At 55.6% G+C, this 22,272-nt stretch carries 20 protein-coding genes and 3 pseudogenes; 8 read left to right on the plus strand and 15 right to left on the minus strand.

Translation table 11 applies throughout. The features are described 5' to 3' along the window. Positions 1-199: 199 nt before the first annotated feature. Entirely contained in the window at positions 200-1,180 is a 981-nt protein-coding gene (locus MKS11_RS26175; RefSeq protein ID WP_284109769.1) for an IS5 family transposase, read from the plus strand. 224 nt (positions 1,181-1,404) lie between these two features. On the opposite strand, the gene MKS11_RS26180 is transcribed toward MKS11_RS26175, so the two are convergent. The 9 genes from MKS11_RS26180 to MKS11_RS26225 form a co-directional block, all read right to left on the minus strand. Then, the gene (locus tag MKS11_RS26180) at positions 1,405-2,556 is read right to left on the minus strand and encodes a S1C family serine protease (protein WP_000323730.1); all 1,152 of its coding nucleotides are present in this window, start codon (positions 2,554-2,556) and stop codon (positions 1,405-1,407) included. A gap of 24 nt (positions 2,557-2,580) precedes the next feature. Beyond that, entirely contained in the window at positions 2,581-3,546 is a 966-nt protein-coding gene (locus MKS11_RS26185; RefSeq protein ID WP_104459112.1) for a zinc metalloprotease HtpX, read from the minus strand. After that, positions 3,524-4,021 (minus strand): heat resistance protein PsiE-GI, encoded by a 498-nt coding sequence (gene psiE-GI, locus MKS11_RS26190; protein WP_104459113.1) that lies wholly within the window; start codon positions 4,019-4,021, stop codon positions 3,524-3,526. Before psiE-GI ends, MKS11_RS26185 begins: the two co-directional genes overlap by 23 nt. Then, positions 4,018-4,581: an ATP-dependent metallopeptidase FtsH/Yme1/Tma family protein gene (locus tag MKS11_RS27755; protein WP_409254990.1), complete on the minus strand. Its 564-nt coding sequence runs from the start codon at positions 4,579-4,581 to the stop codon at positions 4,018-4,020. Before MKS11_RS27755 ends, psiE-GI begins: the two co-directional genes overlap by 4 nt. 60 nt (positions 4,582-4,641) lie before the next feature. Further along, a complete protein-coding gene (locus tag MKS11_RS26205) occupies positions 4,642-4,833 on the minus strand; it encodes a hypothetical protein (protein ID WP_017146640.1) in 192 nt (63 codons plus the stop codon). Continuing rightward, positions 4,833-7,682 (minus strand): heat shock survival AAA family ATPase ClpK, encoded by a 2,850-nt coding sequence (clpK, locus tag MKS11_RS26210; RefSeq protein WP_004118202.1) that lies wholly within the window; start codon positions 7,680-7,682, stop codon positions 4,833-4,835. The genes MKS11_RS26205 and clpK overlap by 1 nt, the downstream gene beginning before the upstream one ends. 105 nt (positions 7,683-7,787) lie before the next feature. Then, entirely contained in the window at positions 7,788-8,357 is a 570-nt protein-coding gene (gene hsp20 / locus MKS11_RS26215; RefSeq protein ID WP_000350436.1) for a small heat shock protein sHSP20, read from the minus strand. Between the two features lie 34 nt (positions 8,358-8,391). After that, entirely contained in the window at positions 8,392-8,673 is a 282-nt protein-coding gene (locus MKS11_RS26220) for a helix-turn-helix domain-containing protein (protein WP_004118205.1), read from the minus strand. 221 nt (positions 8,674-8,894) lie between these two features. Beyond that, entirely contained in the window at positions 8,895-9,158 is a 264-nt protein-coding gene (locus MKS11_RS26225; RefSeq protein WP_004118208.1) for a hypothetical protein, read from the minus strand. Positions 9,159-9,172: 14 nt separating this feature from the next. On the opposite strand from MKS11_RS26225, the gene MKS11_RS26230 reads away from it, so the two are divergent. The 3 genes and pseudogenes from MKS11_RS26230 (at position 9,173) to MKS11_RS26240 (ending at position 10,379) form a co-directional block, all read left to right on the plus strand. Then, positions 9,173-9,436, plus strand: a complete 264-nt coding sequence (locus MKS11_RS26230; protein WP_004118209.1) for a transposase — start codon at positions 9,173-9,175, stop codon at positions 9,434-9,436. Next, positions 9,393-9,497: pseudogene (locus MKS11_RS26235) on the plus strand (transposase domain-containing protein); the annotation flags it as partial. The gene MKS11_RS26230 and the pseudogene MKS11_RS26235, both read left to right, overlap by 44 nt. Positions 9,498-9,681: 184 nt before the next feature. Then, a protein-coding gene (locus MKS11_RS26240; RefSeq protein WP_284109770.1) for an IS1 family transposase occupies positions 9,682-10,379 on the plus strand; the annotation gives its coding sequence in 2 pieces (ribosomal slippage) (positions 9,682-9,931 and positions 9,931-10,379; 699 coding nt in all). Positions 10,380-10,586: 207 nt separating this feature from the next. Here the strand turns inward: MKS11_RS26240 and MKS11_RS26245 are convergent. The 6 genes from MKS11_RS26245 to urtA are packed head-to-tail and all read right to left on the minus strand — an operon-like array spanning position 10,587 to position 16,464. Beyond that, complete coding sequence (locus MKS11_RS26245; protein WP_004181997.1) at positions 10,587-11,594, minus strand: formamidase; 1,008 nt, start codon at positions 11,592-11,594, stop codon at positions 10,587-10,589. Between the two features lie 35 nt (positions 11,595-11,629). Beyond that, positions 11,630-12,319, minus strand: a complete 690-nt coding sequence (gene urtE / locus MKS11_RS26250; RefSeq protein WP_104459115.1) for an urea ABC transporter ATP-binding subunit UrtE — start codon at positions 12,317-12,319, stop codon at positions 11,630-11,632. A gap of 10 nt (positions 12,320-12,329) precedes the next feature. Further along, entirely contained in the window at positions 12,330-13,079 is a 750-nt protein-coding gene (gene urtD / locus MKS11_RS26255; protein ID WP_104459116.1) for an urea ABC transporter ATP-binding protein UrtD, read from the minus strand. Next, positions 13,076-14,194: an urea ABC transporter permease subunit UrtC gene (gene urtC / locus MKS11_RS26260; protein WP_259271197.1), complete on the minus strand. Its 1,119-nt coding sequence runs from the start codon at positions 14,192-14,194 to the stop codon at positions 13,076-13,078. The genes urtD and urtC overlap by 4 nt, the downstream gene beginning before the upstream one ends. Positions 14,195-14,200: 6 nt before the next feature. Continuing rightward, positions 14,201-15,127, minus strand: coding sequence for an urea ABC transporter permease subunit UrtB (urtB, locus tag MKS11_RS26265; RefSeq protein WP_004181993.1), 927 nt, complete (start codon positions 15,125-15,127; stop codon positions 14,201-14,203). Between the two features lie 56 nt (positions 15,128-15,183). Continuing rightward, the gene (urtA, locus tag MKS11_RS26270; protein ID WP_004181992.1) at positions 15,184-16,464 is read right to left on the minus strand and encodes an urea ABC transporter substrate-binding protein; all 1,281 of its coding nucleotides are present in this window, start codon (positions 16,462-16,464) and stop codon (positions 15,184-15,186) included. 214 nt (positions 16,465-16,678) lie between these two features. Between urtA and MKS11_RS26275 the strand changes: the two genes are divergently transcribed. From MKS11_RS26275 to MKS11_RS26290, 4 genes and pseudogenes are all read left to right on the plus strand, one after another. Next, a complete protein-coding gene (locus tag MKS11_RS26275) occupies positions 16,679-20,059 on the plus strand; it encodes an ATP-binding protein (RefSeq protein ID WP_032435659.1) in 3,381 nt (1,126 codons plus the stop codon). Then, on the plus strand, positions 20,022-20,942 hold the full coding sequence (locus MKS11_RS26280) for a response regulator (protein ID WP_004181990.1): 921 nt from the start codon (positions 20,022-20,024) through the stop codon (positions 20,940-20,942). Before MKS11_RS26275 ends, MKS11_RS26280 begins: the two co-directional genes overlap by 38 nt. Before the next feature lie 45 nt (positions 20,943-20,987). Next, a pseudogene (locus MKS11_RS26285) lies at positions 20,988-21,458 on the plus strand (transposase); the annotation flags it as partial. 85 nt (positions 21,459-21,543) lie between these two features. After that, a pseudogene (locus MKS11_RS26290) lies at positions 21,544-22,272 on the plus strand (IS5 family transposase); the annotation flags it as partial.

The following is a 22,272-nucleotide window of genomic DNA, read 5'->3' on the forward strand; positions in this document are numbered from 1 at the left end:
ATTCAGGTGTAAATCGTGGTGTGCCCATACGCTCCTCCTATGCTCAAACTATAGGGCAGGATCGTCTACCGGGGCGGGGTCAGTCCAACTATAGGGCAGGATCGTCTACCGGGGCGGGGTCAGTCCATAAATGACTCTGAGGTGTCTGTTAAACCCGTGGCGATTCAAAATACGCTGATCCCGCCACCCGAGTTCTTCCATGAAGCAGATGACCTTCGCCGACGCCGAGTATGCCGGCAAGGGCAAGCAGACCCGCAAGGAACTGTTCCTGATCGAGATGGATCAGGTGGTGCCGTGGAAAGGGCTGATTGCCCTGATCGAACCGCATTATCCGAAAGGCGAAGGTGGTCGCCCGGCGTATCCCTTGATGGCGATGCTGCGTATCCATCTGATGCAGAACTGGTTCGGCTACAGCGATCCGGCCATGGAAGAAGCGCTGTACGAGACGACCATCCTACGTCAGTTCGCCGGGCTGAGCCTGGAGCGTATTCCTGATGAAACCACCATCCTCAACTTCCGTCGTCTGCTGGAGAAACATGAGCTGGCAGCCGGCATCCTCTGCGTGAACAATGGCTACCTGGGGGATCGCGGTCTGTCGCTGCGCCAGGGCACTATCGTCGATGCCACGCTGATCCACGCGCCCAGTTCAACCAAGAACCAGGACGGCAAGCGCGACCCGGAAATGCACCAGACCAAGAAGGGGAACCAGTATTACTTTGGCATGAAGGCGCACATCGGCGTTGATGATGAATCGGGGCTGGTACACAGCGTGGTGGGCACGGCAGCCACCGTGGCGGATGTCACCCAGGTCGACAAACTGCTGCACAGCGACGAGAACGTCGTCTGCGCCGATGACGGCTACACAGGCGTCGAAAAGCGCTCCGAGCATGCCGACCGAGAAGTGATCTGGCAGGTCGCAGCACGCCGCAGCACCTACAAGATGCTCGATAAACGCAGCGCCCTGTACAAAGCCAAGCGCAAGATCGAGAAGGCCAAGGCGCAAGTGCGAGCGAAGGTAGAGCCCCCGTTTCGCGTGATCAAGCGGCAGTTCGGCTACACCAAGGTACGTTTCCGAGGGCTGGTGAAGAACACTGCACAACTGGTGACGCTGTTTGCCCTGTCGAGCCTATGGATGGCCCGCCGACATTTGCTGGCAAGCGCAGGAAAGGTGCGCCTGTAATGCGGAAAATGGCCGTCGCAAGGTGCTCGCGACGGCTGAAAGCGCCGAAATGAGCGAGTGATCCGATCGTTTTTGATCGGTTCACCGCTTTCAAAATCAGCAGTGGCTGAAGTCAGCCGGAAATACAGGGCTACTTCAGACCATCCCTAGCTAGGGCTCGTAGTTCGGCGCAAGGCTGAAGTCGCTTGGCTGCTTCGCTGTGCAGATCCATGACCCACTTTCCATCAAACTCCCGGTTGTAGTTCCACAAGCATCTCGCGAGTCTTGCCGGCCCGCTCCACTAACAAGACCACAACATCTCCAACGTTCTTGTCGTCTAGCCGGGCCTGTAATGTGGTGACGTCGTCAACGGCGATACCGTCGATGCTGATAACGCGATCGCCGGGCACGATGCCGCCTGCGGTGACCTCGACGCCGACGAGCCCGGCCCTGTGCGCCGCCGAGCCCGGCGTCACGCGCAATACGAATACGCCCTTACTGCCGGTCAGCGCCTGCAGACGCGTGTTGAGCTGCTCATCCACCTCGATGCCCAGCGCCGGACGGATGTACTTGCCGGTCTTTATGAGTTGCGGCACCACGCGCATGACGGTATCGACCGGCACCGCAAAGCCTATGCCGGCCGAGGCGCCAGACGGACTGTAGATGGCGGTATTGATGCCGATCAGCCGCCCAGCCGAATCGAGCAGCGGGCCACCGGAATTGCCGGGGTTGATGGCGGCGTCGGTCTGGATCAGGTGATCGATGGCCGGGCCGCCCGCTTCTCCCGGCAACGAGCGGTCGAGCGCGGAGACGATACCAGTGGTGAGCGTCCAGTCCAGGCCGAAGGGGTTGCCGATAGCAAACACCTTCTGACCCACCTTGAGGTCGGCACTGGTGCCGACCGGCACGGCCGGCGGGCGCTTGAAACCGACGCCGATCTTGAGCACGGCGATGTCGTGCGCGGGGCTCGTCCCCACCAGCGCGGCCTGGTAGTCGCGGCCGTCGGCCAGTTTGACGGTGGCTTCGGACGCGCCCTGGATGACGTGGAAGTTGGTGACGACGTGGCCGGCGTCGTCCCAGATGAAGCCCGAGCCAGTGCCGCGCGGCACGGAGAACACGTTGCGCGTCCAGACATCGCGTACTAATTGCGCGGTGGTGATGTAGACCACCGAGGCGCGCGATTTCTCGAACAGTTCGATGGTGGTTTTCTCGTCCGCCGCCAGATCGCCACGCGCCATCACGGTGCGTTCTGCTGCCTCGCGCGGACTGAACCAGGCCTCGATGGCGGGCAGAAACTGCCACAGCAGCATGAGCGCGGCAATACAGGCGGTGATGAAGAGCCAGCGCCGGACGAAGCGGTCCGGCGCGGGGCGTTGGTACGGGTCGAGATAGGCCATGAGACGTCTCCTGTTGATGGGCAATCAGCGCCACAGCCCGCTCGGGCGCCAGCGCGGTGGGCGCGTCGCCAAAGCGGATTCCGGCAAAAAATGGGGCGCGCGGAGTGGCAACGCTGATGCTGGCCCAGGCGCCAACGTCAGCAGGCGTGCGATGCGCTCTTGCGTTGCCGGACGCATGCGCAAGCAGGAGGGCTCGGGATTGCCCCATCCCGGCCATAGCCAGGCACGCCAGAAGCGGCTGACCCGCTCGATTTTCGCCAGCGCGGGCGCCAGCCCCTGCGGGTCGCCAGTCAGTTCCGCCGCAAGGCGGTCAGCGTCGAACTCACGCACGCGAGACAAGCCGAGCTGTGCGAGCGGGGCCAGTTGGGGCGATGCGGCCAATAACAATAGACCAGGCCAATAGACCTCCGCCGCGCCAACCAGCAGCGCGGGCAGGCTGAGCAGGATCGCGATCTGTCCCATAAGGGCCAGTAGGCACGTGAGGCGACTGACGGAATCCGCCAGCCCCATGACACGCAGATCCTCATTAGCGATGTGCGCGACCTCGTGCGCGAACACACCCGCCAGCTCGCGTGGGCTCAGGCTGCGCAGCAGGCCATCGGTGAGGGCGATCGATGCCTCCGGCTTCGATCCGGTGGCGAAGGCGTTGACGACGGCACTGGGCACATAGTGCGGCACCGGCGTGGCGGGCAAACCGGCACGGGCGGGCAGCTCGCGCAACAGGGCCCACATCTCGTGGGCTTGTTGCGGGTGCAAGGCCCGTACGCGGTACAGGCGCAAGCTCAGCGCCGACGCGGCTACCGGTTCCAGCAGCAACGCACCTGCAACGGCAAACAGCGCGAGCCACAGGCAGCCTTCCCCAAATGGCAGTCTCCCTGCTGCGGCTGCGATCCCGACCAGGGTCAGGACCAACAGCCCGGTCTGCAGGCGGTTGAGCCAGCGGTGTTGCAAGAGCGCAGTGCGCGGATCACTCGGATGATGACGGGTCATGCTCAGAGGTCTCGGCGGCGCGGACGCCGCGCTTGCGCAGCAGCCAGTAGGTCGCACCCAGAGCCAGCGTGGCGCCTGCCAGCGCGGCTATCTTTGCGGGGCTCGCGTCGGAGTCGAGGATCACGAACTTGCGGGAGAGTGCGATCACCGCGATCAGGACCACCGTCTTGACCTGGATGATGCTGTCCCGACGCAGCGCCACGCGCACGATGGAATGCTTGAACTCCATCGCGATCAAGAGCGTCATGATCATGCCGAACACGCTCTGGAATACCTTGTGGTCCAGGGGATTGAAGGCATCGAGAACCAGCAGCGTGAAGACGATGGAGATGAGCTGGAACAGCGACACCACGATGATGACGGCGATCACCGCCGACAGCACGAGCGCGACGACCTGCTCGAAGCGCTCGTAAAAACTCATGATGGCCAATTGGTCACGCAAGACCTGAAATGGGTTAAGGCGTTTTGATTTCATGACGATAAACTCCCTGGAAAACGGCTGCTGTCGAGACGGCGGCGCATTGCGCTGATGTGTCCTTCAATCAACTCGGTCGACATGCCAAGCGTCGACATCACCTGTTCCGCCAGCCCAATAGCTGCGGCAAAGGATTGCTGATACACGCGCACGTTAGGCATGGCGCGAAATGCATCGGCCGCGGTCGTACTTCTGCATGACACCCACAAGGTTAGCGCCGGACGGCGCTCGGCAATCGCCTGGGCGATGCGCAACGCTTGCTGGGCATGGGCGAACGTTAGCACCACCAAGTGCGCATGCGTCAGATCGGCAAGATCGCGTTCGACCCTCGTTGCCACGATCGTCGTCTTGCCCCGGCTGTCCGGCGACTTCAGGCGCCCGGTCACCGTACGATCCGACACCAGCACTTCGGCCACGCGCCCCTCGTCCAGCGCCTTCTCGAACTCGCTGTAGGGCACCGGCTCGACGGTTTTCGCCGTCTGCCAGTAGCTCTGCAAACTCAGCAACAGCAGGAGGGCAACGATCCAGTAGCCGGTATTCCATTGATTCTTTTTTTCCATGGACCGTGTTCCTCGAAAGTCGAGTTGCCAGAGGATCAGGTGAACAGACGGGCCGCACCGTCACGCAAACGGATGGCCAGCGAGCGGGAGGGCAGTGCCGCCGCTGATGAGCAGCCCCCACGGCGTGGCCGACCGCGGATCACGCTTGTAGACGACCGCGTGACCCGCGGCCACGACCGCCACCGCGATCGATGCCAGGGAGGCTGCCCATGCCAGGCTGATGGAGTCGGACACGGCAGCCTCGCCCGCCATCAAGATGCGTCGCTCGCCGACTTCTTCTTGCTCGAGTCTTTGCCAGCGTCGCCGTGCGGCGTCTCGGTCGCCTTCGCGACATCCGGCTGCTCCGGCTCGGCCGGGGTCTGCGGTGGCTCTTTGCGTTCGAACACCACGCGTTCGGCCTTGTCGTCCCAGCGTGCGCTGGCGTGATCGCCCTTGCCGATGCCGCCACCGAGCATCTCGCGCGCCAGCGCAGTTTCCAGCTCGCTGCGGATCAGGCGCTTGAGTTCACGCGCACCGAACTCGGGCTTGTAGCCTTCTTCCGCGAAATGGTCGATCAGCGTCTGATCGAAAGTGAGCGTCACGCCCTGGCTGGCGGCGCTGCGCGCCACGCGATCGAGCTGCAGGCCGACGATGTGGCGGATCTCCTCCTTGCCCAGCGCATGGAAGACGATGATCTCGTCGATGCGGTTGAGGAACTCGGGCCGGAAGTGGCCGCGCAGCACGTCCATGACCTCGGCCTTGGTCTTTTCGTACTCCTCGCCAGCCGCCTCACGCGCCTTCAGCCGTCGCTGGATGATGTCCGAACCCAGGTTGGACGTGGCGATGATGATGGTGTTGGTGAAATCCACCACCCGGCCCTTGCCGTCGGTGAGGCGACCGTCGTCGAACACTTGCAGCAGGATGTTGTAGACGTCAGGGTGTGCCTTCTCGATCTCGTCGAGCAGCAGCACGCTGTAGGGCTTGCGCCGCACCTTCTCGGTGAGCTGACCGCCTTCGTCGTAACCGACATAGCCCGGAGGCGCGCCCACCAGCCGCGCCACGGTATGGCGTTCGCCATATTCCGACATGTCGATGCGCAACAGGGCGTGCTCATCGCCGTAGATCGATTCGGCCAATGCCTTGGCGAGCTCGGTCTTGCCCACCCCGGTCGGGCCCAGAAACAGGAAGGTAGCCACCGGTTTACTGCCTTCGCGCAGGCCGGCGCGGGATAGCCGCACGGCATCGGCCACGGCACGGACCGCCTCGTCTTGTCCCACCAGGCGCTCGTGCAGCCGTTGTTCCAAGTGCAGCAGCTTTTCGCGCTCTTCCACCGTCAACTCGTTGACCGGGATGCCGGTCAGGCGCGAGACAACCTGCGCCACGTGTTCCGCCTTGACCTCGGCACTGCCGGAGGCCCGCTCCCGCTCCCAGTCCTCGACGAGCTTCTTGAGCTCGGCCTCCTTGGCTTCGATGCGCTTGCCGAGCTCGGCGGCCTGGTCGTACTGCTTGCGCGCGGCCACGTAATCCTGTTCACGCCGTAGCTGGTGCAGTTCGGACTCCAGCTCCTGCACGGCCACCGGCCGGGCCGTGGCCGACAGCTTCACGCGCGCGGCCGCCTGGTCGAGCAGGTCGATCGCCTTGTCCGGCAGGAAGCGCGCCGTGATGTAGCGGTCGGACAACTCGGCCGCCGCGATGATCGCGTCCTCGGAGATGCTGACCTTGTGGTGCGCCTCGAAGGTGTCGCGCAGGCCGCGCAGAATCATGATGGTCTGGGCCACCGTCGGCTCGGGCACCGTCACCGGCTGGAAGCGCCGCTCCAGTGCGGCATCCTTCTCGATGTATTTCTGGTACTCGTTCAGCGTCGTGGCGCCGATCAGGTTGAGTTCACCGCGCGCCATCATCGGTTTGAACACGTTGGCCACGTCCAGCCCGCCTTCGCCACCGCCCTGGCCGGCACCGACGATGGTGTGCACCTCGTCGATGAACAAAATCAGCTCGCCCTGGTGCTCGGTCACCTCCTTCAGCACCTTCTGCACGCGCTCCTCGAACTCGCCGCGATATTTGGCGCCGGCCACCATGGCGTTGATGTTGAGTTCCACCAGGCGCTTGTCGCGCAAGGTCTCGGGCACTTCACCCGCCACCATGCGCTGCGCCAGCCCTTCGACGATGGCGGTCTTGCCCACACCCGGCTCGCCGATCAGCACCGGGTTGTTCTTCTTGCGCCGGGCCAGCACCTCGATGGTGGTTTCGATCTCCTGCGCGCGGCCGATCACCGGGTCGAGCTTGCCGTCGCGCGCCATCTTGGTCAGGTCGCGCGAGTACTTGTCGAGTTCTGGCGTGTTGGTCGGCGTCTCAGCGCGGCCATCCTCGGCGCCCTTGCCGACCACCTTGCTGACCTGTTGGCGCAGCGCCTGCGGCGTCAAGCCGTAGCGGCGCAGCAGGTTGGCGGCCAGCCCTTCGCCTTCCTCGGCCAGACCGATCAGGAAATGCTCTGGACCGACATAAGAATGGCCGAGTTCATTGGAGGCCACGAAGGCGCGGCTGAGCGCATCCTTCACGCGCGGCGACACGCCGATCTCGCCCTCGAAGGGCTTGTCCCCGCGCTTGGCCTCAGACTCGATCTGCCGCTTGAGGTCATCGACCTTGATCTTGAACTGACCCAGGATGGTCTTGACCACGTCGCTGTCGGCCAGCGCCAGCAGCAGATGTTCGGTATCCACCTCGGAGCGGCCAAATTCGGCAGCGTGTTTGGCGGCCTCCTGCAGCAAGGCTTCCGACTGTTCGCTGATGCGGCTGGCCAACCCACTGCCGCGACGGCGCGGCGCACCCGAACCTGCGGTGGCGGGCTCGCCAAACGAGGCATCGACCACGTCATCGGTATCGGCGGCAACTGGCGTCGCGTCTTCGCCGATGCGGAAGAAGTCACTGCCGAGGAAGTCCTCGAACAGGCCGCTGCGCGAGCCGAACAAGGCTTCCAGCGGCGAAACGGTGCGCTTTTGCTGGCGCACTAATTGCCGGTAATGGTCGTCGCACAACAGCATGGTGCTGTTACGACCGTTGAGATTGGCTTCCACCCGCACGGTGGCGGGTTGGCCGCAGACCTGGCATTGTTTTCTGGCCATACTGATGCTCCTGAGAAGGTTGACAAGGTTGAGGCGACGAGGCATCGCGAGCCGCGACTCCTCGTCTCGTGCCGGGTTTTTCTTGTGACGAACGAGCCGGCGACGTCAGCCGTTGATCGGGATCGAGCGTCCCTGCTTCGGCGCGCTGACCTCGCGCTTGTCGATCGTGACCGTGAGCACCCCGTTCTTGAACGATGCCTTGATCGAATCCTGGTTGGCGTCGTCAGGCAGGTTCAAGGCACGCTGAAAGCTGCCGTAGGAGCGCTCCACACGGTGGAAGCCACCTTCCTTCTTCTCCTGTTCCTGGCGCTTCTCGCCACGCACCATCAGCACGTCGTTGTCGAGAGTTATCTGGATGTCCTTCTCCTCGACACCGGGCACTTCCAGGGTAATCTTGTACTGCTTGTCGGTTTCCTGGATGTCCAGGGCCGGCTTCAGCATGCCCGACCAATCGGATGGCCACTGCGGCATGTTCAACGCCGGAAAACCGAAGCCCCGGAATGCGTCATCGAACAGCCGGTCGATTTCCCGATGCAGTTGCAGGATCGGGCTGACTGGCCCGCTCGCCGCTGGCAGGTCATTGCGCTGCACCGGCAGGGAAGAGGCGGTCTGCTGCTCTTGCTGCTCGTTCTTGAACCAGTTCCAGGGAGCCAACTTCTTGAAATCGATGTCCATGTCATACCTACAGAAAAATTGGAAAACGAGTTACTCAAGCCCTTTGCCTGCTGCGACGGGCAGTGCGCCCAGGCGACACGGGCTGCTCGGATGACTTCTGCTGTTCACGCTTGCGCATCACCTCCTTCTTTGCTCCGGCTCGGGTCTGATCATTGATGCACTGATCGATTTCACTTTGACGAAGCCGCCACGTCCCGCCCACCTTGAAAGCCGGAATTTCCCCGTGTGCGGCGAGCCGATAAATCGTCCGCTTGCCGACTTTCAAGTACGCAGCCAATTCATCGAGCGTGAAAATCACCTGTAGGTGCGCTTTCATCTCACCCTCTCCAATCGCGTCGCTTTGCGGTTCCGGCCAAGGAAATCCTTGCAATACTTTGTAAGATTAGACCTACTATGAATAACTTCAAGAGTCAATGTGCAGCGTTCTCCCGCCCCATTGATGCAGGTCAACTGCTCAGGCAAGGCGCAGCGGGGCGGTCTGATCAGGCAATGGACAGCGCCTGGCTCGTCAGCCTGCGTGTACCACAGGCGCCTCGATCAAACACCGATCCTCACGTTGTAGCCGAGTGCCCGCAGCCCCTTGCTCGTCTGCATGTTCCTTGGCGGAAACTCGTCTGGGCGCGCCCAGACGACGATTTCCCCGAGGCTGCTCAGGCTAACGTGCGGAATTGCCCAGTCGTCGCTGCGGATCGCGTTCCAGAGTCGGGCCGAAACACTTCCGTTGCCCCAGACAACGTAGTTCAACAGTATCCGTCCGGCCAACACACCTTCCCGACACCGCCGCCGAAGGCCATGGCCCATCAAGCGGATTTTCCATGCGCCCTCAGCGCCGTACCTACAGCAAATCTTTCAAGGCTCAGGTCATTCAGGAGTGTTCTGAACCCGGTGCCTCCATCGCAAACATCGCCTTGGGCTACAGCCTCAATGCCAACCTCGACCACAAATGGATTCGGCTGCCTACCCAGAAAACCACGGCTATCCAGCCAGCGTTCATCCCGTTGCCTTCTCAAATGCTCGGCGTGGGTTCGCATACTCAAGCGCGCTGCTGCGATCATGAGTTTGATCCAGTCGGCCCGTAATAATGGGCACGATCCGTATGCCTATCTCAAGGATGTGCTGACACGGTTGCCGTCCCTGTAACAGCCTGAAGTTGACCTGGGTAATCAAATACCGGTGTAGTGATTAGGAAACAGGGCTCGGATAACATCATGGCGCAGGTCACCCTGATCTTGACCCTCCATCTCCGAACAGCTTTTGTATCTTAAGTTAACGATGTCCGCTGCCGGTATTCCCTCGGGGAGTGATATCCCAGCGCGCTGTGCGGGTGGCTTCCATTTCCATCAGATGTCCTTCCTGCTCCGCTACTGAAGGCGTGGTGCGTAACGGCAAAAGCACTGCCGGACATCAGCGCTATCTCTGCTCTCACTGCCGTAAAACATGGCAACTACAGTTCACTTACACCGCTTCTCAACCCGGTACGCACCAGAAAATCATTGATATGGCCATGAATGGTGTTGGATGCCGGGCAACCGCCCGCATTATGGGCGTTGGCCTCAACACGATTTTACGTCACTTAAAAAACTCAGACCGCAGTCGGTAACCTCACGCATACAACCGGGCAGTGACGTCATTGTTTGCGCGGAAATGGACGAACAGTGGGGTTATGTCGGCGCTAAATCACGCCAGCGCTGGTTGTTTTACGCGTATGACAGGATACGGAGGACGGTTGTGGCGCACGTATTCGGTGAACGCACGTTGTCCACGCTGGAGCGTCTTCTGGGCCTGCTGTCGGCCTTTGAGGTCGTGGTATGGATGACGGATGGCTGGCCGCTTTATGAATCACGCCTGAAGGGAGAACTGCACGTTATCAGCAAGCGATATACGCAGCGCATTGAGCGGCATAACCTGAATCTGAGGCAGCATCTGTCAAGGCTGGGCAGGAAGTCACAGTCGTTCTCAAAATCGGTGGAGCTGCATGACAAAGTCATCGGGCATTATCTGAACATAAAACACTATCAGTAAGTTGGAGTCATTACCTTCTTTGCCGCCGGACATTGTCCGGCGCAACACCAAACCGGTCTGGCGGGCTGAGCCAATCCCGCAGGCAAATTCAGCCCTTACCGGATGGCTCAGCCCCCTACTCATTGGAATTGGATATTCAACTTTCAGGGGCTACTGCGCCAGACTTCAGTCTTTAAAGTGATTGACTTAGCGCCTGGCACACTCAATTTATTTAGGTAGCGGGCCTAATTGCACCCCATCAGGATAATACTTCCAGCCATCGCGAATTTTGACATTTTCATCCCACGGAAGTTTGTATTCGCCATTGGCAAGATCGCGCACCCAGGTCAGGTAATTCTCGCGTTCGCCTCCCGGTTTGCCGACATAGCCCCGGCAGCCAAGGTTGAAAATATTGTTTTCCAACGCCCAGTTTTCACGCGCTTTATCCACCAGGCGCGGGAACAGCTCTGCGGTAACAATTTCCCATGGGTTGCGGTGCCCCTGCTGAATGACGTTACCGTCATAATTGCAGACCGTACCCTCGCCGAAGTAATAAAAGACATCGTCATAACCGGCCAGATTCACCGAAACGGTATACATCAGGTTTTGCCAGGCATTCGTCCGGTTGGTCCAGATCCACTGATCGTTCACCTGCGTGGAATAGCCCGAAATACGGATATAGACATTGCAGCCTTTATAAGCAGCCTCACGCGCCAGTTCCGGGAACATGCCGTCATGGCATATGCAGACGGCGAGTTTAGAACCTTTAGGCCCATCGCATACCGGCATTCCCATATTTCCCGGCATCCAGGGCTCAATCGGAACCCATGGTTGCAGCTTGCGGTAATGCAGAGCGATATCGCCCCGATCGTTAATGATAATAGCGGTGTTGTACGGTGGAAGAGACGGGTCTTCATTGCGTTCCATTAAGGAAAATACCCCCCAGATGCCGTTGCGGATACAGGCCTCTTTGAACTGACCAATCTCCGGGCTATCGAGAGTGAGTAACATCTCGTCATAGGTCCAGATTTTAGTATTCAGTCCCTGGGTTGAATATTCCGGGAAGACGATAACATCAAGTCCCGGATATCCGGCTTTGGTGGAGTCAACGGCCTTACAAATCTTATCGACCTGTATCTGGATATCCTCCGGTCCTTTAATAACGGGAACGGGGTATTGGATGGCGGCAATTAATAACGCTTCATCCCAGGAGCTTACACTTCCGGTGCTACCCATAGCAGACCTCTCGTAGTTAAGTTGGTGATATAAATTTAAACCGACAGATATGACGCAATTTGTTCTTCATCAGCACTAGAACGCGCCTGTTGATGAACAATATTGCCTTTCTCAATAACAACAATTTTATCTGACACATCGAGTACAAAGCTTAAAACCTGCTCGGAAACTAATATGGTCAACCCTTCTGCATCACGAATCTTACGTAATATTTTTGCCATTTCTTTAATAATTGACGGTTGAATTCCCTCCGTTGGCTCATCCAGCAAAAGTAATTTGGGTTTACCGGCGAGAGCTCTGGCCATAACGAGCTGCTGCTGCTGACCACCGGAAAGATTTCCCGCCATCCGTTTGCGCATTTCTTTCAGCACAGGGAAATAGTCATACAGGTATTCAGGAACCTGTAACGAACGGGATTGGCGAATCCCCGTTTTTATATTTTCTTCAACCGTCATGGTTGAAAATACCATTCGCCCCTGCGGGACAAAGCCAATGCCATGCTGAACGCGCTGGTAACTAAGCAAGCCGGTAATATTTGTACCGGCAAACTCTAACTCACCGGCACAGGACGGTATCATACCAATCAGTGATTTCATCAGCGTGGTTTTACCCATACCATTGCGCCCTACCAGAGCGACGATTTCACCCTCTGCTAACGTCAGATTCAGTCCACTGATGACCTGGCTCTGACCATATGCGACAGCATAATCAGAAATTTTCAGCATCCGTGTCTCCTTAATGACCAAGATAAACGTCAATAACCCGAGGGTCGTTTTTGACTTTATTGATGCTACCTTCCGACAATACTTTTCCCTGGTGCATGACGGTGACATGATCGGCAATGTCTTCGACGAACTGCATGTCGTGTTCAATCACCAGTACAGAACGTCCCCCGGCAATTTTGCGCAGGAGCTGCGCGGTTTTTTGGCGTTCGGCGACAGACATGCCTGCCACGGGTTCGTCCAGCATCATGAGCTTAGGATCTTGTATTAGTAGCATCCCTATTTCTAACCACTGCTTTTGCCCATGGCTGAGAAGGTCAGCCTGCGTATGTAGGTAATCGGCAAGGAAAATTTCGCCAGCAACCTGTTCGACCGCAGCGATTATTTCTGGCGTGCGACGAAAGAACATGGCGCCCAACGCGGTTCTGGCTTTGGGATAAGATAACTCGAGATTTTCAAATACCGTTAAGTTCTCATAGATTGATGGATTCTGGAATTTACGCCCAATCCCTTCATGAACAATTTTATTTTCCCGAAGTTTACTCAGTTCCTTATTGCGAAATTTGATGCTGCCGCTGGTTAGCTTTGTTTTCCCGCAAATGAGATCAAGCACTGTTGTCTTACCCGCGCCATTTGGGCCAATAATAACGTAAATCTGCCCCTCATCGATGTACATTGAAAAATCATCGACGGCTTTGAAGCCATTAAATGAAACGGTTAATCCCTCTACCGCTAAAATTATTTCTTTTATCGGATTTTTCATTTCAGCACTCCGGTGTTTACTCTGGGTTTGGTCATACTCTTTTTGCGCAGCAGCGACATCACGATCGGGTGAATATATTGCTGATAAAGCCCTGCCAGTCCTTTCGGGAAAATCAGCACGACGGCAATAAAGAGCAGGCCCATGGCAATCGTCCAGAGTTCAGGAAAAGACTCGGAAATACTGCTCTTGGCGGCATTGACGATAAGGGCGCCATATACTGCCCCCAGCAAAGAACCTCGCCCGCCCACGGCACAGAAAACGACCATTTCAATTGAAGCAACAGTGCCAATAAACCCTGGCGACATGAACCCTACTTGCAGAGTGAACATCGCGCCACCGATCGCCGAAAACAGAGCGCTAATGCAGAAAACCACCGTTTTGATATTCGCGACATCATAACCAGAGAAACGAACGCGGTCTTCCTTATCGCGAATGGCAACCATCAGTCGGCCGAGCTTGCTATTCACAATAAAATAGCCCGCGCTCACAACCAGCATCAGTAAAACAGCATTAATAAAGTAGAGGATATAGCGTGCAGAATCAGTACGGATATCCCAACCTAAAAGCGTGCGTAAATCCGTGATGCCGTTAATTCCCCCGGTGTAACCCTGTTGTCCGATAATAAGAATCGTCAGGATCGCGGAGATAGCCTGGGTGATAATAGCGAAGTACACCCCGCCAACGCGGCGTTTAAACATTGCGCTGCCGAGAATCCATGCGCAAATAGTGGGCACGATTAAAATAGCCAGAATTGTCAGACTAAAAGAATTGAATGGCTGCCAGAACGAGGGCAAAGCGGTTAGCTGATTCCAGTCCATAAAATCCGGGATGCCCGGGGTGGTTTGCATTTTTGTTTCCGCTGGCGAGGAAGCTTCCAGCTTGAGAAACATGGCCATACAATAACCGCCGAGGCCAAAAAAGATGCCCTGCCCCAGGCTCAGAATACCGCTGTAGCCCCAACAAAGTACCAGCCCGACGGCAACAAATGCATAAGTCAGGTATTTACCGATCAGGTTTAAACGGAAAAGATCCAGGGTTAGCGGCATGACGATAAAAATAAGGCCTATCACCAGGGCAATACCCAGTAGCGGATAATTTTGCATGCGTTTCATCATAAACTCCTAGCGGCGGACCCGGTTGGCGAAAAGACCTTGCGGACGCAATAGCAGAATGCCGACCACGATCAGTAGCGTAATCACCTTCGCCATTGAACCGCTCAGGAAAAACTCCAGCGTGGATTGCGATTGTGAAATGGCAAATGCGGAGGCGAGCGTGCCGAGCAAACTTTGCGCGCCGCCAAACACCACCACCAGGAAGGTGTCAACGATATACTGCTGGCCAGCCGTTGGACCTGTTGAGCCGATCATGGTAAAGGCGCTTCCGGCGATCCCGGCGATGCCGCACCCAAGTGCGAAGGTTCGACTATCGACCTGAGCCGTATTAATACCCACCGCGCTGGCCATCTGGCGGTTAAGTACCACCGCGCGGACTTTTATTCCCCAGGCGGAGAAATAAATCAGCCAGGCCGTAAAAGCGGTAATAACTACGGTCAGCAGCAGAACAAATACCCCATTAACAGGAATATCAATATTGTCGGCAAACTGATACGACCCCATTAGCCATGAAGGTAAGTCAACGCCGACTTCGCGGGGACCAAATAGCGAACGATAGCACTGCTGTAGAATCAGGCTCAGACCCCATGTCGCCAGCAGCGTGTCGAGGGGGCGTTTATACAGATGCCGTATCAGGATTTTCTCAACGAGCGTACCCAGCAAGGCGGTACACAGGAAAGCAAGGGCAATGGCAACAAAGAAGTAGATGCCGAAGATTGAAGGCAGATAAGCGCTGAAAAACTTACCGGTCAACCATGTGACATAAGCACCCAGGATCATGAACTCGCCATGAGCCATATTAATCACGCCCATCTGGCCAAAAATAATAGCGAGTCCAAGCGACATCAGAACAAACACGGCGAACAGGCTGAGCCCCGAAAACCCCTGCATGACAAAAATGGAAGCCAAATCGGCGAAGTTATAATCGCTGAACATGGAAGTATCCTCGGTGAAGTCAAAGACCCCCCACGCTATATGGGGGGAAGCGTCGGTTAGTCTTTCGGGAATGGGTTCGGTTCGATAAGTTCTGGCGTCTGATAAATCACGTCGTACTGCCCATCCGCACGAGCGCGACCGATAACAGTTTTGGACCACAGATGATGGTTATCATGGATGCGTACATACCCTTCCGGCGCATCTTTGAACTCAATACCGGGCGAGGCCTTACGAATTTTGTCCACGTCGAACGAGCCAGCTTTCTCAACCGCCGCTTTCCATAACCATGGGCCAAGATAGGCCGCCTGAGTGACATCGCCGATAACCATGTCATTACCCCAGCGCTTTTTAAATGCGGCGACAAAGCTTTTATTTTCCGGATTATCCATACTCTGGAAATACTTCATCGAGGCATAGGCGCCGACGATATTTTCGCCGCCAATACCGCGGATCTCATCTTCCGTGACGGAGATGGTCAGCAGCAGCGGTTTCTCCTGCGTCATATCGATCCCCGCCGCCTTCAATTGCTTATAGAAGGCCACATTCGAACCGCCGACAACAATGGCATAGATAACATCAGGCTTCTTGAGTTTTATTTTGTTAATAACCGAATTGAACTGCGTATTACCGAGTGGATAATAATCTTCGCCAACGACTTTCAGCCCCAGCTTTTCAATATGGTGACGGGCGATTTTGTTTGCAGTACGCGGCCAAATATAATCAGAGCCAAGCAGGTAGAAGGTTTTTGCATGTTTATTTTTAACTACCCAATCAATGCCGGAGATTATCTGTTGAGTAGCTTCCTGTCCGGTATAAATAACGTTTGGCGATTGCTCAAGCCCTTCGTAAAAGGTTGGGTAATAGAGCATGCCGTTATATTGCTCAAGTACCGGCAGCATGGCTTTGCGGGAAGCCGAAGTCCAGCCGCCGAAGATAGCGGCGACCTTATCACTGACCAGTAACTTACGCGCTTTTTCTGCAAAGGTCGGCCAGTCGCTGGCCCCGTCTTCCTGTACATATTCAATTTTTCTCCCCAGTACCCCTCCGGCAGCGTTAATCTGCTCAATAGCCAGCTTTTCAGCCTGAATCGAGCCGGTTTCACTGATGGCCATCGTGCCTGTGGATGAATGCAGTATCCCGACCTTGACGCTATTGTCGGTGACCGCCAGGCCCGTGGTATTAACCACTGACGTCGCCGGGGCGGCGATGGCCGTATTAGCTGCCATCATCAGGCCGGCAATCGCCAAAAGTTTCGCTTTGAGGCACGCCTGGTGAAACCGGCCTGGGCTCGGGATTTTCATATTGCTATGTGGCTGGGGTAAATCACGAATGTTCATGGTAGCCCTCATAATCGTTATGGTTCATCTCAACTGGGGCTATCATGCGAGAGAGTCCAGCAATCCAACAATGCGCGAGGTAACGCAGCGGCTACGTCATTTAACGTATTGGTTAATTCTCATAATCAAGACATGCTCACGTGCGCGATAACAAGAAAATACTAAGACGCGCCTGTGGTTAAGTTCAGCATTTTTATCATTTCAGGAGCAGTGAATGACCGTTCAGCAAAAGGCGTTTAAATCGCGCAGACGCTACAACCAGTGGGTGACCAATCAGACTCTCGAGGATTTTGCGCTCCGCTATACGCCGGTCTCGGCACGACGCTGGAGCGCAAAGCGAGTTGTTATGACAGCGCTCAGCGCAATTACCTTTTTGGCGCTTGAAGCCATTGGCGGCGCGCTGACGTTAACCTATGGATTTAATTATGTGGTGGTGGCGGTTATCTTAGTTAGCATTATTATCTTTGCGCTATCAATGCCGATTGCCATTAATGCCGCAAAAAACGGCCTGGATATTGATTTGCTGACCCGCGGCGCCGGATTTGGCTACCTTGGTTCCACGGTGACCTCGTTAATCTATGCTTCTTTCACCTTTATATTTTTCGCCCTGGAAGCCGCTATTATGGCGATGGCGCTTAATATGCTGTTTGGCCTGCCATTGCACTTTGGTTATCTGATTGGTTCCGTTGTTGTTATTCCCCTCGTCACCTGGGGGTTCACTTTTATTTCCCGTTTTCAGCAGTTCACCCAGTTTTGCTGGCTGGCGCTACAGCTATTACCCTTTATTTTCATTTTAATACGTGAACATCATGTGCTGCAAAACTGGATCGACTTCCCTGGTTTTATTACAGCCCGCGATGGTTCTTTCGATTTCCTTCAGCTCGGCGCCGTCTGTTCCGTACTGCTCTCACTGGTAAGTCAAGTGGGAGAGCAGGTCGATCAGGTTCGTTTTTTACCAAAGCCACAACATCCGGCCCGCTGGAGATGGTATGGCGCAGTAATTGCCGCAGGTCCGGGGTGGGTTGTCATCGGCGCCATCAAGATCCTGCTCGGCTCCTTCCTCGCCGTGCTGGCGTTTAATTACGGACTCGGCGCGGAACTGGCCAGCGAACCCACCCATATGTATCTGGTGGCATTTAGCTATGTCACCCATTCATCATCAACGCTACTGGCATTAACCGGTATTTTTGTGGTGCTCTCCCAGCTCAAAATTAACGTCACCAATGCATATGCCGGCTCGATCGCATGGTCTAATTTTTTCCTGCGCCTGACCCATCGTCATCCAGGGCGCGTCGTGTGGCTGTTTTTTAATGTCGGTATTGCTCTGTTATTGATGGAACTTGGCGTTTATCGCGTATTTGAGGATATCCTGGGCATTTATGCGGTGGCGGCCACATCCTGGCTTGGCAGCGTGGTTGCCGATCTCACGTTAAATAAGTGGCTTAAATTACGACCAGCGGAAATAGAGTTTCGCCGGGCCTATCTCTACGATATCAATCCTGTCGGCATCGGTTCGATGACGCTCGCCATGCTCTGCGGTCTCTCAGCCTGGATGGGATGGCTTGGTCATCCTCTACAGGTTTTTGCCTCAATGTTATCGTTGTGTCTGACGTTTATCACCGCCCCCTTCATCGCCTGGCTGACTCGCGGACGTTACTATTTTTCCCGGACGCCGGTGCAGGTCACGGCAACGGAATGCTGTGTCTGCGGTAATTATTTTGAAAAACCAGAGATGAGCTATTGTCCTTTTTATCAGGGCAGTATTTGCTCACTATGTTGTTCTCTCGATGTCCAGTGCAACGATACTTGCAAACCTCATGCGCGCTATACGGAACAGGCTTCAAAGCTTATCGGGATATTTATTAAAGAAAAATCATTACGCAAAATTGATCCCAGAGTGTGGAGTTTTATCAGCATTTTGCTGTTATTCAGTTCCGTCATCGGTCTGCTTTTGATGCTGGTTTTCGCTCAGATGCGCGATGAATTCGGCAGCGAGCAGGACCTTCTCGCCGCGGCGTTATGGAAAGTTTTTTTTATCCTGCTTATCGTAACCGGCGTCACCACCTGGCTATTTGTCCTGACAAATAAAAGTCGCCAGATTGCGCAAGAGGAATTGCGCCTGCAAAGCGACCGTCTGATGAAAGAAATTATTGCCCATGAAGCGACGGACCGGCAATTGCAGCAGGCAAAGGAAGATGCCGACGATGCTAATCAGGCCAAAAGCCGCTATCTCACCGGCATTACTCATGAACTCAGAACGCCGCTCAATGCGATGCTGGGTTATGCGCAATTACTCGAACGTGCTGATGATATCCCCCCAGCCCGGCAGCGCGGTATCGGTATTATGCGCAGAAGCGGCGAGCATCTGGCTAATCTAATTGAGGGATTACTGGATATTTCGAAAATTGAAGCGGGAAAATTAGAAATATATCGTGAAGAAGTGCGCATTGGCGATTTGGTGCAGCAACTGGTCGCCATGTTTGAACAACAGGCCAGCGATAAAGGACTGACATTTCACTACAACGCCCCACACTGGCTGCCCGAGGCGGTGATGACGGATGAGAAACGCCTCCGGCAAATTCTTATCAATCTGCTTTCTAATGCGGTTAAATTCACGGACAGAGGCAGTGTAACCCTCGATTTCCAGTATCGTAGCGAGGTGGCGTTTTTCTCGGTTCACGATACCGGCATCGGCATCGCCCCTGAGAACCTGGAACGCATCTTTAAGCCTTTCGAACGCGTATCCGGCGATAGTCGTCGGATCGGGACGGGCCTTGGGCTGACGATTACCCGGCTTCTGACTTATATCATGGGTGGCGATCTCCAGGTGGAAAGCATCCGTGGCGAAGGCACAACGTTTAAACTCACCCTGATGCTGCCAAGCTATAGCGGGGATGCCTACCAACCCGCCGAGCCTGCGGTAATCACCGGATATCCAGGCAAGCGACACACCCTGCTGGTAGTTGACGATGATGAATCCCATCGGCAGCTGATGATGGATTTACTCACGCCCATAGGCTTCACGCTGCTAACAGCCGAAAATGGTCATGTCGCGCTACATTTAGCCCGGCAAAATCATATCGACCTTCTTCTTCTGGATGTTGCAATGCCTGAAATGTCGGGGTGGGAACTGCTACGTCAGTTACGTAATAAGGGACAATTAGCGCCGGTAATTATGATTTCTGCGGAAGCGGATGAGGGTAAATGCCGCCATTTCACTGGCGAAGGGGAAGTTCGCTACCTGGTTAAACCGCTGCGTTTCCCTTTACTACTGGAGAACATCGGTGAAATATTGCATCTCCAGTGGCGCACGGAATGTCAGCCGCCAAAGCAGCCGGAAATACATGAACCACGCTCGCAGCTTACCCGTGTCCAGATTGAGTCGTTAAAAGAGATGGCCAGATTGGGTTATGTGAGAGGGTTTCGTGAACTGCTGGACAAACATATTTCCGCTAACCAGATCAGCAAAGCCGAGGGCGAAAAATTTGCCGAGTTGCTGAGGCGCTTTCGATTCAAAGAGATAGTCGAGAGTCTTGAACGCCCGGAGGGAGAGAAAAATGGCAATAGCAAAGCCGACGGTACTTATCGTCGATGATGATATCAACACGGTAAGTATGTTGAATGACACGCTTGATGAAGCCGGTTTTACCGTTCTGGTCGCTCTGGAGGGTAATCAAGCCCTTTCGATAACCAGCCAGATAACCCCGGATATCATTCTGCTTGATGCCGTAATGCCGCATCTGGATGGGTTTTCAACCAGTAAGCGCCTGCGGCAAAATCCGGGGCTGCGGCATACCCCGATTATTTTCATGACAGGCCTGAGTGATACGCAGAATATCGTTGATGCATTTGATGCCGGGGTGGTCGATTACGTAATTAAGCCGATACGCACGGAAGAGCTGGTTGTCAGAATGCGTACCCACTTGCGGAACTCAAAATTAACGGTCAGTGCCTATAGCGCGATGGATTCCGTTGGCCAGACCTTATGTGTTTTTAGCAAAGAGGGGCAACTACGCTGGGCCACGCCCAATGCATGGCAACTGATGAAAAACTTCAGCGATACCGGGTATGAACCCAATAAAAAAATAGTAAACCGGATCATCGGTTGGCTGAACAATACCGAAGGTTTAAAAATACCCTTAGATCTTTCATCGCAAGGCATCGCTCTGAAATTCTATCTTTCACGCCGGACCGCTGAAGGAGAAAGTTTGCTACGTATTGAAGAGATCAAAGGACATGAAGAAGTCGAAGCGGTGAAACGCCTGAAAAACAACCTAGGGCTGACGCAACGAGAAGCCGAAGTCCTCCTGTGGATTGCCAGGGGAAAAACAAACCGCGAAATTGGCGATATTTTAAACCTTAGCCCCAGAACCGTGAATAAACACCTTGAAATTGTATTTCCAAAGCTGAGTGTGGACAATCGCACCGCAGCGGCAGCGTTGGCAATAAATTCGCTATATGCCAGGGAGAAAATGTAGCGACAATGAGGCGTATTCGCGCAGACCTGCCCTGACATTTTTATCAGGCAGAACTGGCACCCTCATGTCCACGTCTCCGTCACCTGTGGCGGTATCGATGAGCACGGGAAGTGGAAGAAAATCAGCTTCCGTAAGGATGCCATGCGCGCCCGCTGGATGTGGAATATCCGCCAGCTTCTGCTGAGCGTCTGGTTCGAAGGCGTGGCCCTGCCGCCGTCCCTGTCACATATCACCACCGAATCACAATGGCGCAGTCTGATACTGACGGCCGGAGGCGACTACTGGCACGTCTACATGTCAAAAAAGACGGACGGTGGCAAAAACACCGTGAAATACCTGGGGCGTTACCTGAAAAAGCCGCCGATAGCGGGCTCCCGGCTGGCGCACTACGCCGGAAGTGCCACGCTGAGCTTTCGCTACCACGACTACAACACGGGCGAGCTGGCCACAGAGACGCTGACGCAGAGGGACATCGTGGCGCGCCTGAAACAGCACATCCCGGAGAAGTTCTTCCGTAAGCGTACAGCGAGTGACCTGCTCCCCGTTGATTAGTACACCCCGATGTTAGTAATGTCTTCATAAGCCACATGAGGACATCCCCATGAAGAAGCGTTTTTCCGACGAACAGATCATCAGTATTCTCCGCGAAGCCGAAGCTGGGGTACCCGCCCGTGAACTCTGCCGCAAGCATGCCATTTCCGATGCCACGTTTTACACCTGGCGTAAGAAGTATGGCGGTATGGAGGTGCCTGAAGTTAAGCGCCTGAAGTCGCTTGAGGAAGAGAACGCCAGACTCAAGAAGCTGCTTGCCGAAGCCATGCTGGATAAAGAGGCGCTTCAGGTGGCTCTTGGGCGAAAGTACTGACGACAGACCAGAAGCGGGAAGCCGTGATGCTGATGTGTGATACCACCGGGCTGAAGGTCTTTGGTGAAGGCGAATGGAAAGTCAGAAAGCACGGCAAAGAGCGCCGTCGTATCTGGCGAAAGTTGCATCTTGCTGTTGACAGCAACACACATGAAGTTGTCTGTGCAGACCTGTCGCTGAATAACGTCACGGACTCAGAAGCCTTCCCGGGCCTTATCCGGCAGACTCACAGAAAAATCAGGGCAGCCGCGGCAGACGGGGCTTACGACACCCGGCTCTGTCACGATGAACTGCGGCGTAAGAAAATCAGCGCGCTTATCCCGCCCCGAAAAGGTGCAGGTTACTGGCCCGGTGAATATGCAGACCGTAACCGTGCAGTGGCTAATCAGCGAATGACCGGGAGTAATGCGCGGTGGAAATGGACAACAGATTACAACCGTCGCTCGATAGCGGAAACGGCGATGT

This window comes from Klebsiella sp. K5-45, assembly GCF_030128605.1.
Taxonomy (GTDB): Bacteria; Pseudomonadota; Gammaproteobacteria; order Enterobacterales; family Enterobacteriaceae; genus Klebsiella; species Klebsiella quasipneumoniae.

Bases quoted from the DNA above. Each gene is read 5' to 3' on its own strand.
- clpK (WP_004118202.1), bottom strand. From the start codon at position 7,682: ATGGCCAGAAAACAATGCCAGGTCTGCGGCCAACCCGCCACCGTGCGG.
- MKS11_RS26225 (WP_004118208.1), bottom strand. From the start codon at position 9,158: ATGGGCCATGGCCTTCGGCGGCGGTGTCGGGAAGGTGTGTTGGCCGGA.
- urtD (WP_104459116.1), bottom strand. From the start codon at position 13,079: ATGAAAAATCCGATAAAAGAAATAATTTTAGCGGTAGAGGGATTAACC.
- MKS11_RS27755 (WP_409254990.1), bottom strand. From the start codon at position 4,581: ATGGAAAAAAAGAATCAATGGAATACCGGCTACTGGATCGTTGCCCTC.
- MKS11_RS26280 (WP_004181990.1), top strand. From the start codon at position 20,022: ATGGCAATAGCAAAGCCGACGGTACTTATCGTCGATGATGATATCAAC.
- psiE-GI (WP_104459113.1), bottom strand. From the start codon at position 4,021: ATGAAATCAAAACGCCTTAACCCATTTCAGGTCTTGCGTGACCAATTG.
- MKS11_RS26230 (WP_004118209.1), top strand. From the start codon at position 9,173: ATGCGCCCTCAGCGCCGTACCTACAGCAAATCTTTCAAGGCTCAGGTC.
- urtC (WP_259271197.1), bottom strand. From the start codon at position 14,194: ATGATGAAACGCATGCAAAATTATCCGCTACTGGGTATTGCCCTGGTG.
- MKS11_RS26220 (WP_004118205.1), bottom strand. From the start codon at position 8,673: ATGAAAGCGCACCTACAGGTGATTTTCACGCTCGATGAATTGGCTGCG.
- urtA (WP_004181992.1), bottom strand. From the start codon at position 16,464: ATGAACATTCGTGATTTACCCCAGCCACATAGCAATATGAAAATCCCG.
- hsp20 (WP_000350436.1), bottom strand. From the start codon at position 8,357: ATGGACATCGATTTCAAGAAGTTGGCTCCCTGGAACTGGTTCAAGAAC.
- MKS11_RS26245 (WP_004181997.1), bottom strand. From the start codon at position 11,594: ATGGGTAGCACCGGAAGTGTAAGCTCCTGGGATGAAGCGTTATTAATT.
- urtE (WP_104459115.1), bottom strand. From the start codon at position 12,319: ATGCTGAAAATTTCTGATTATGCTGTCGCATATGGTCAGAGCCAGGTC.
- MKS11_RS26180 (WP_000323730.1), bottom strand. From the start codon at position 2,556: ATGGCCTATCTCGACCCGTACCAACGCCCCGCGCCGGACCGCTTCGTC.
- MKS11_RS26185 (WP_104459112.1), bottom strand. From the start codon at position 3,546: ATGACCCGTCATCATCCGAGTGATCCGCGCACTGCGCTCTTGCAACAC.
- MKS11_RS26275 (WP_032435659.1), top strand. From the start codon at position 16,679: ATGACCGTTCAGCAAAAGGCGTTTAAATCGCGCAGACGCTACAACCAG.
- MKS11_RS26205 (WP_017146640.1), bottom strand. From the start codon at position 4,833: ATGGCGGGCGAGGCTGCCGTGTCCGACTCCATCAGCCTGGCATGGGCA.
- MKS11_RS26175 (WP_284109769.1), top strand. From the start codon at position 200: ATGAAGCAGATGACCTTCGCCGACGCCGAGTATGCCGGCAAGGGCAAG.
- urtB (WP_004181993.1), bottom strand. From the start codon at position 15,127: ATGTTCAGCGATTATAACTTCGCCGATTTGGCTTCCATTTTTGTCATG.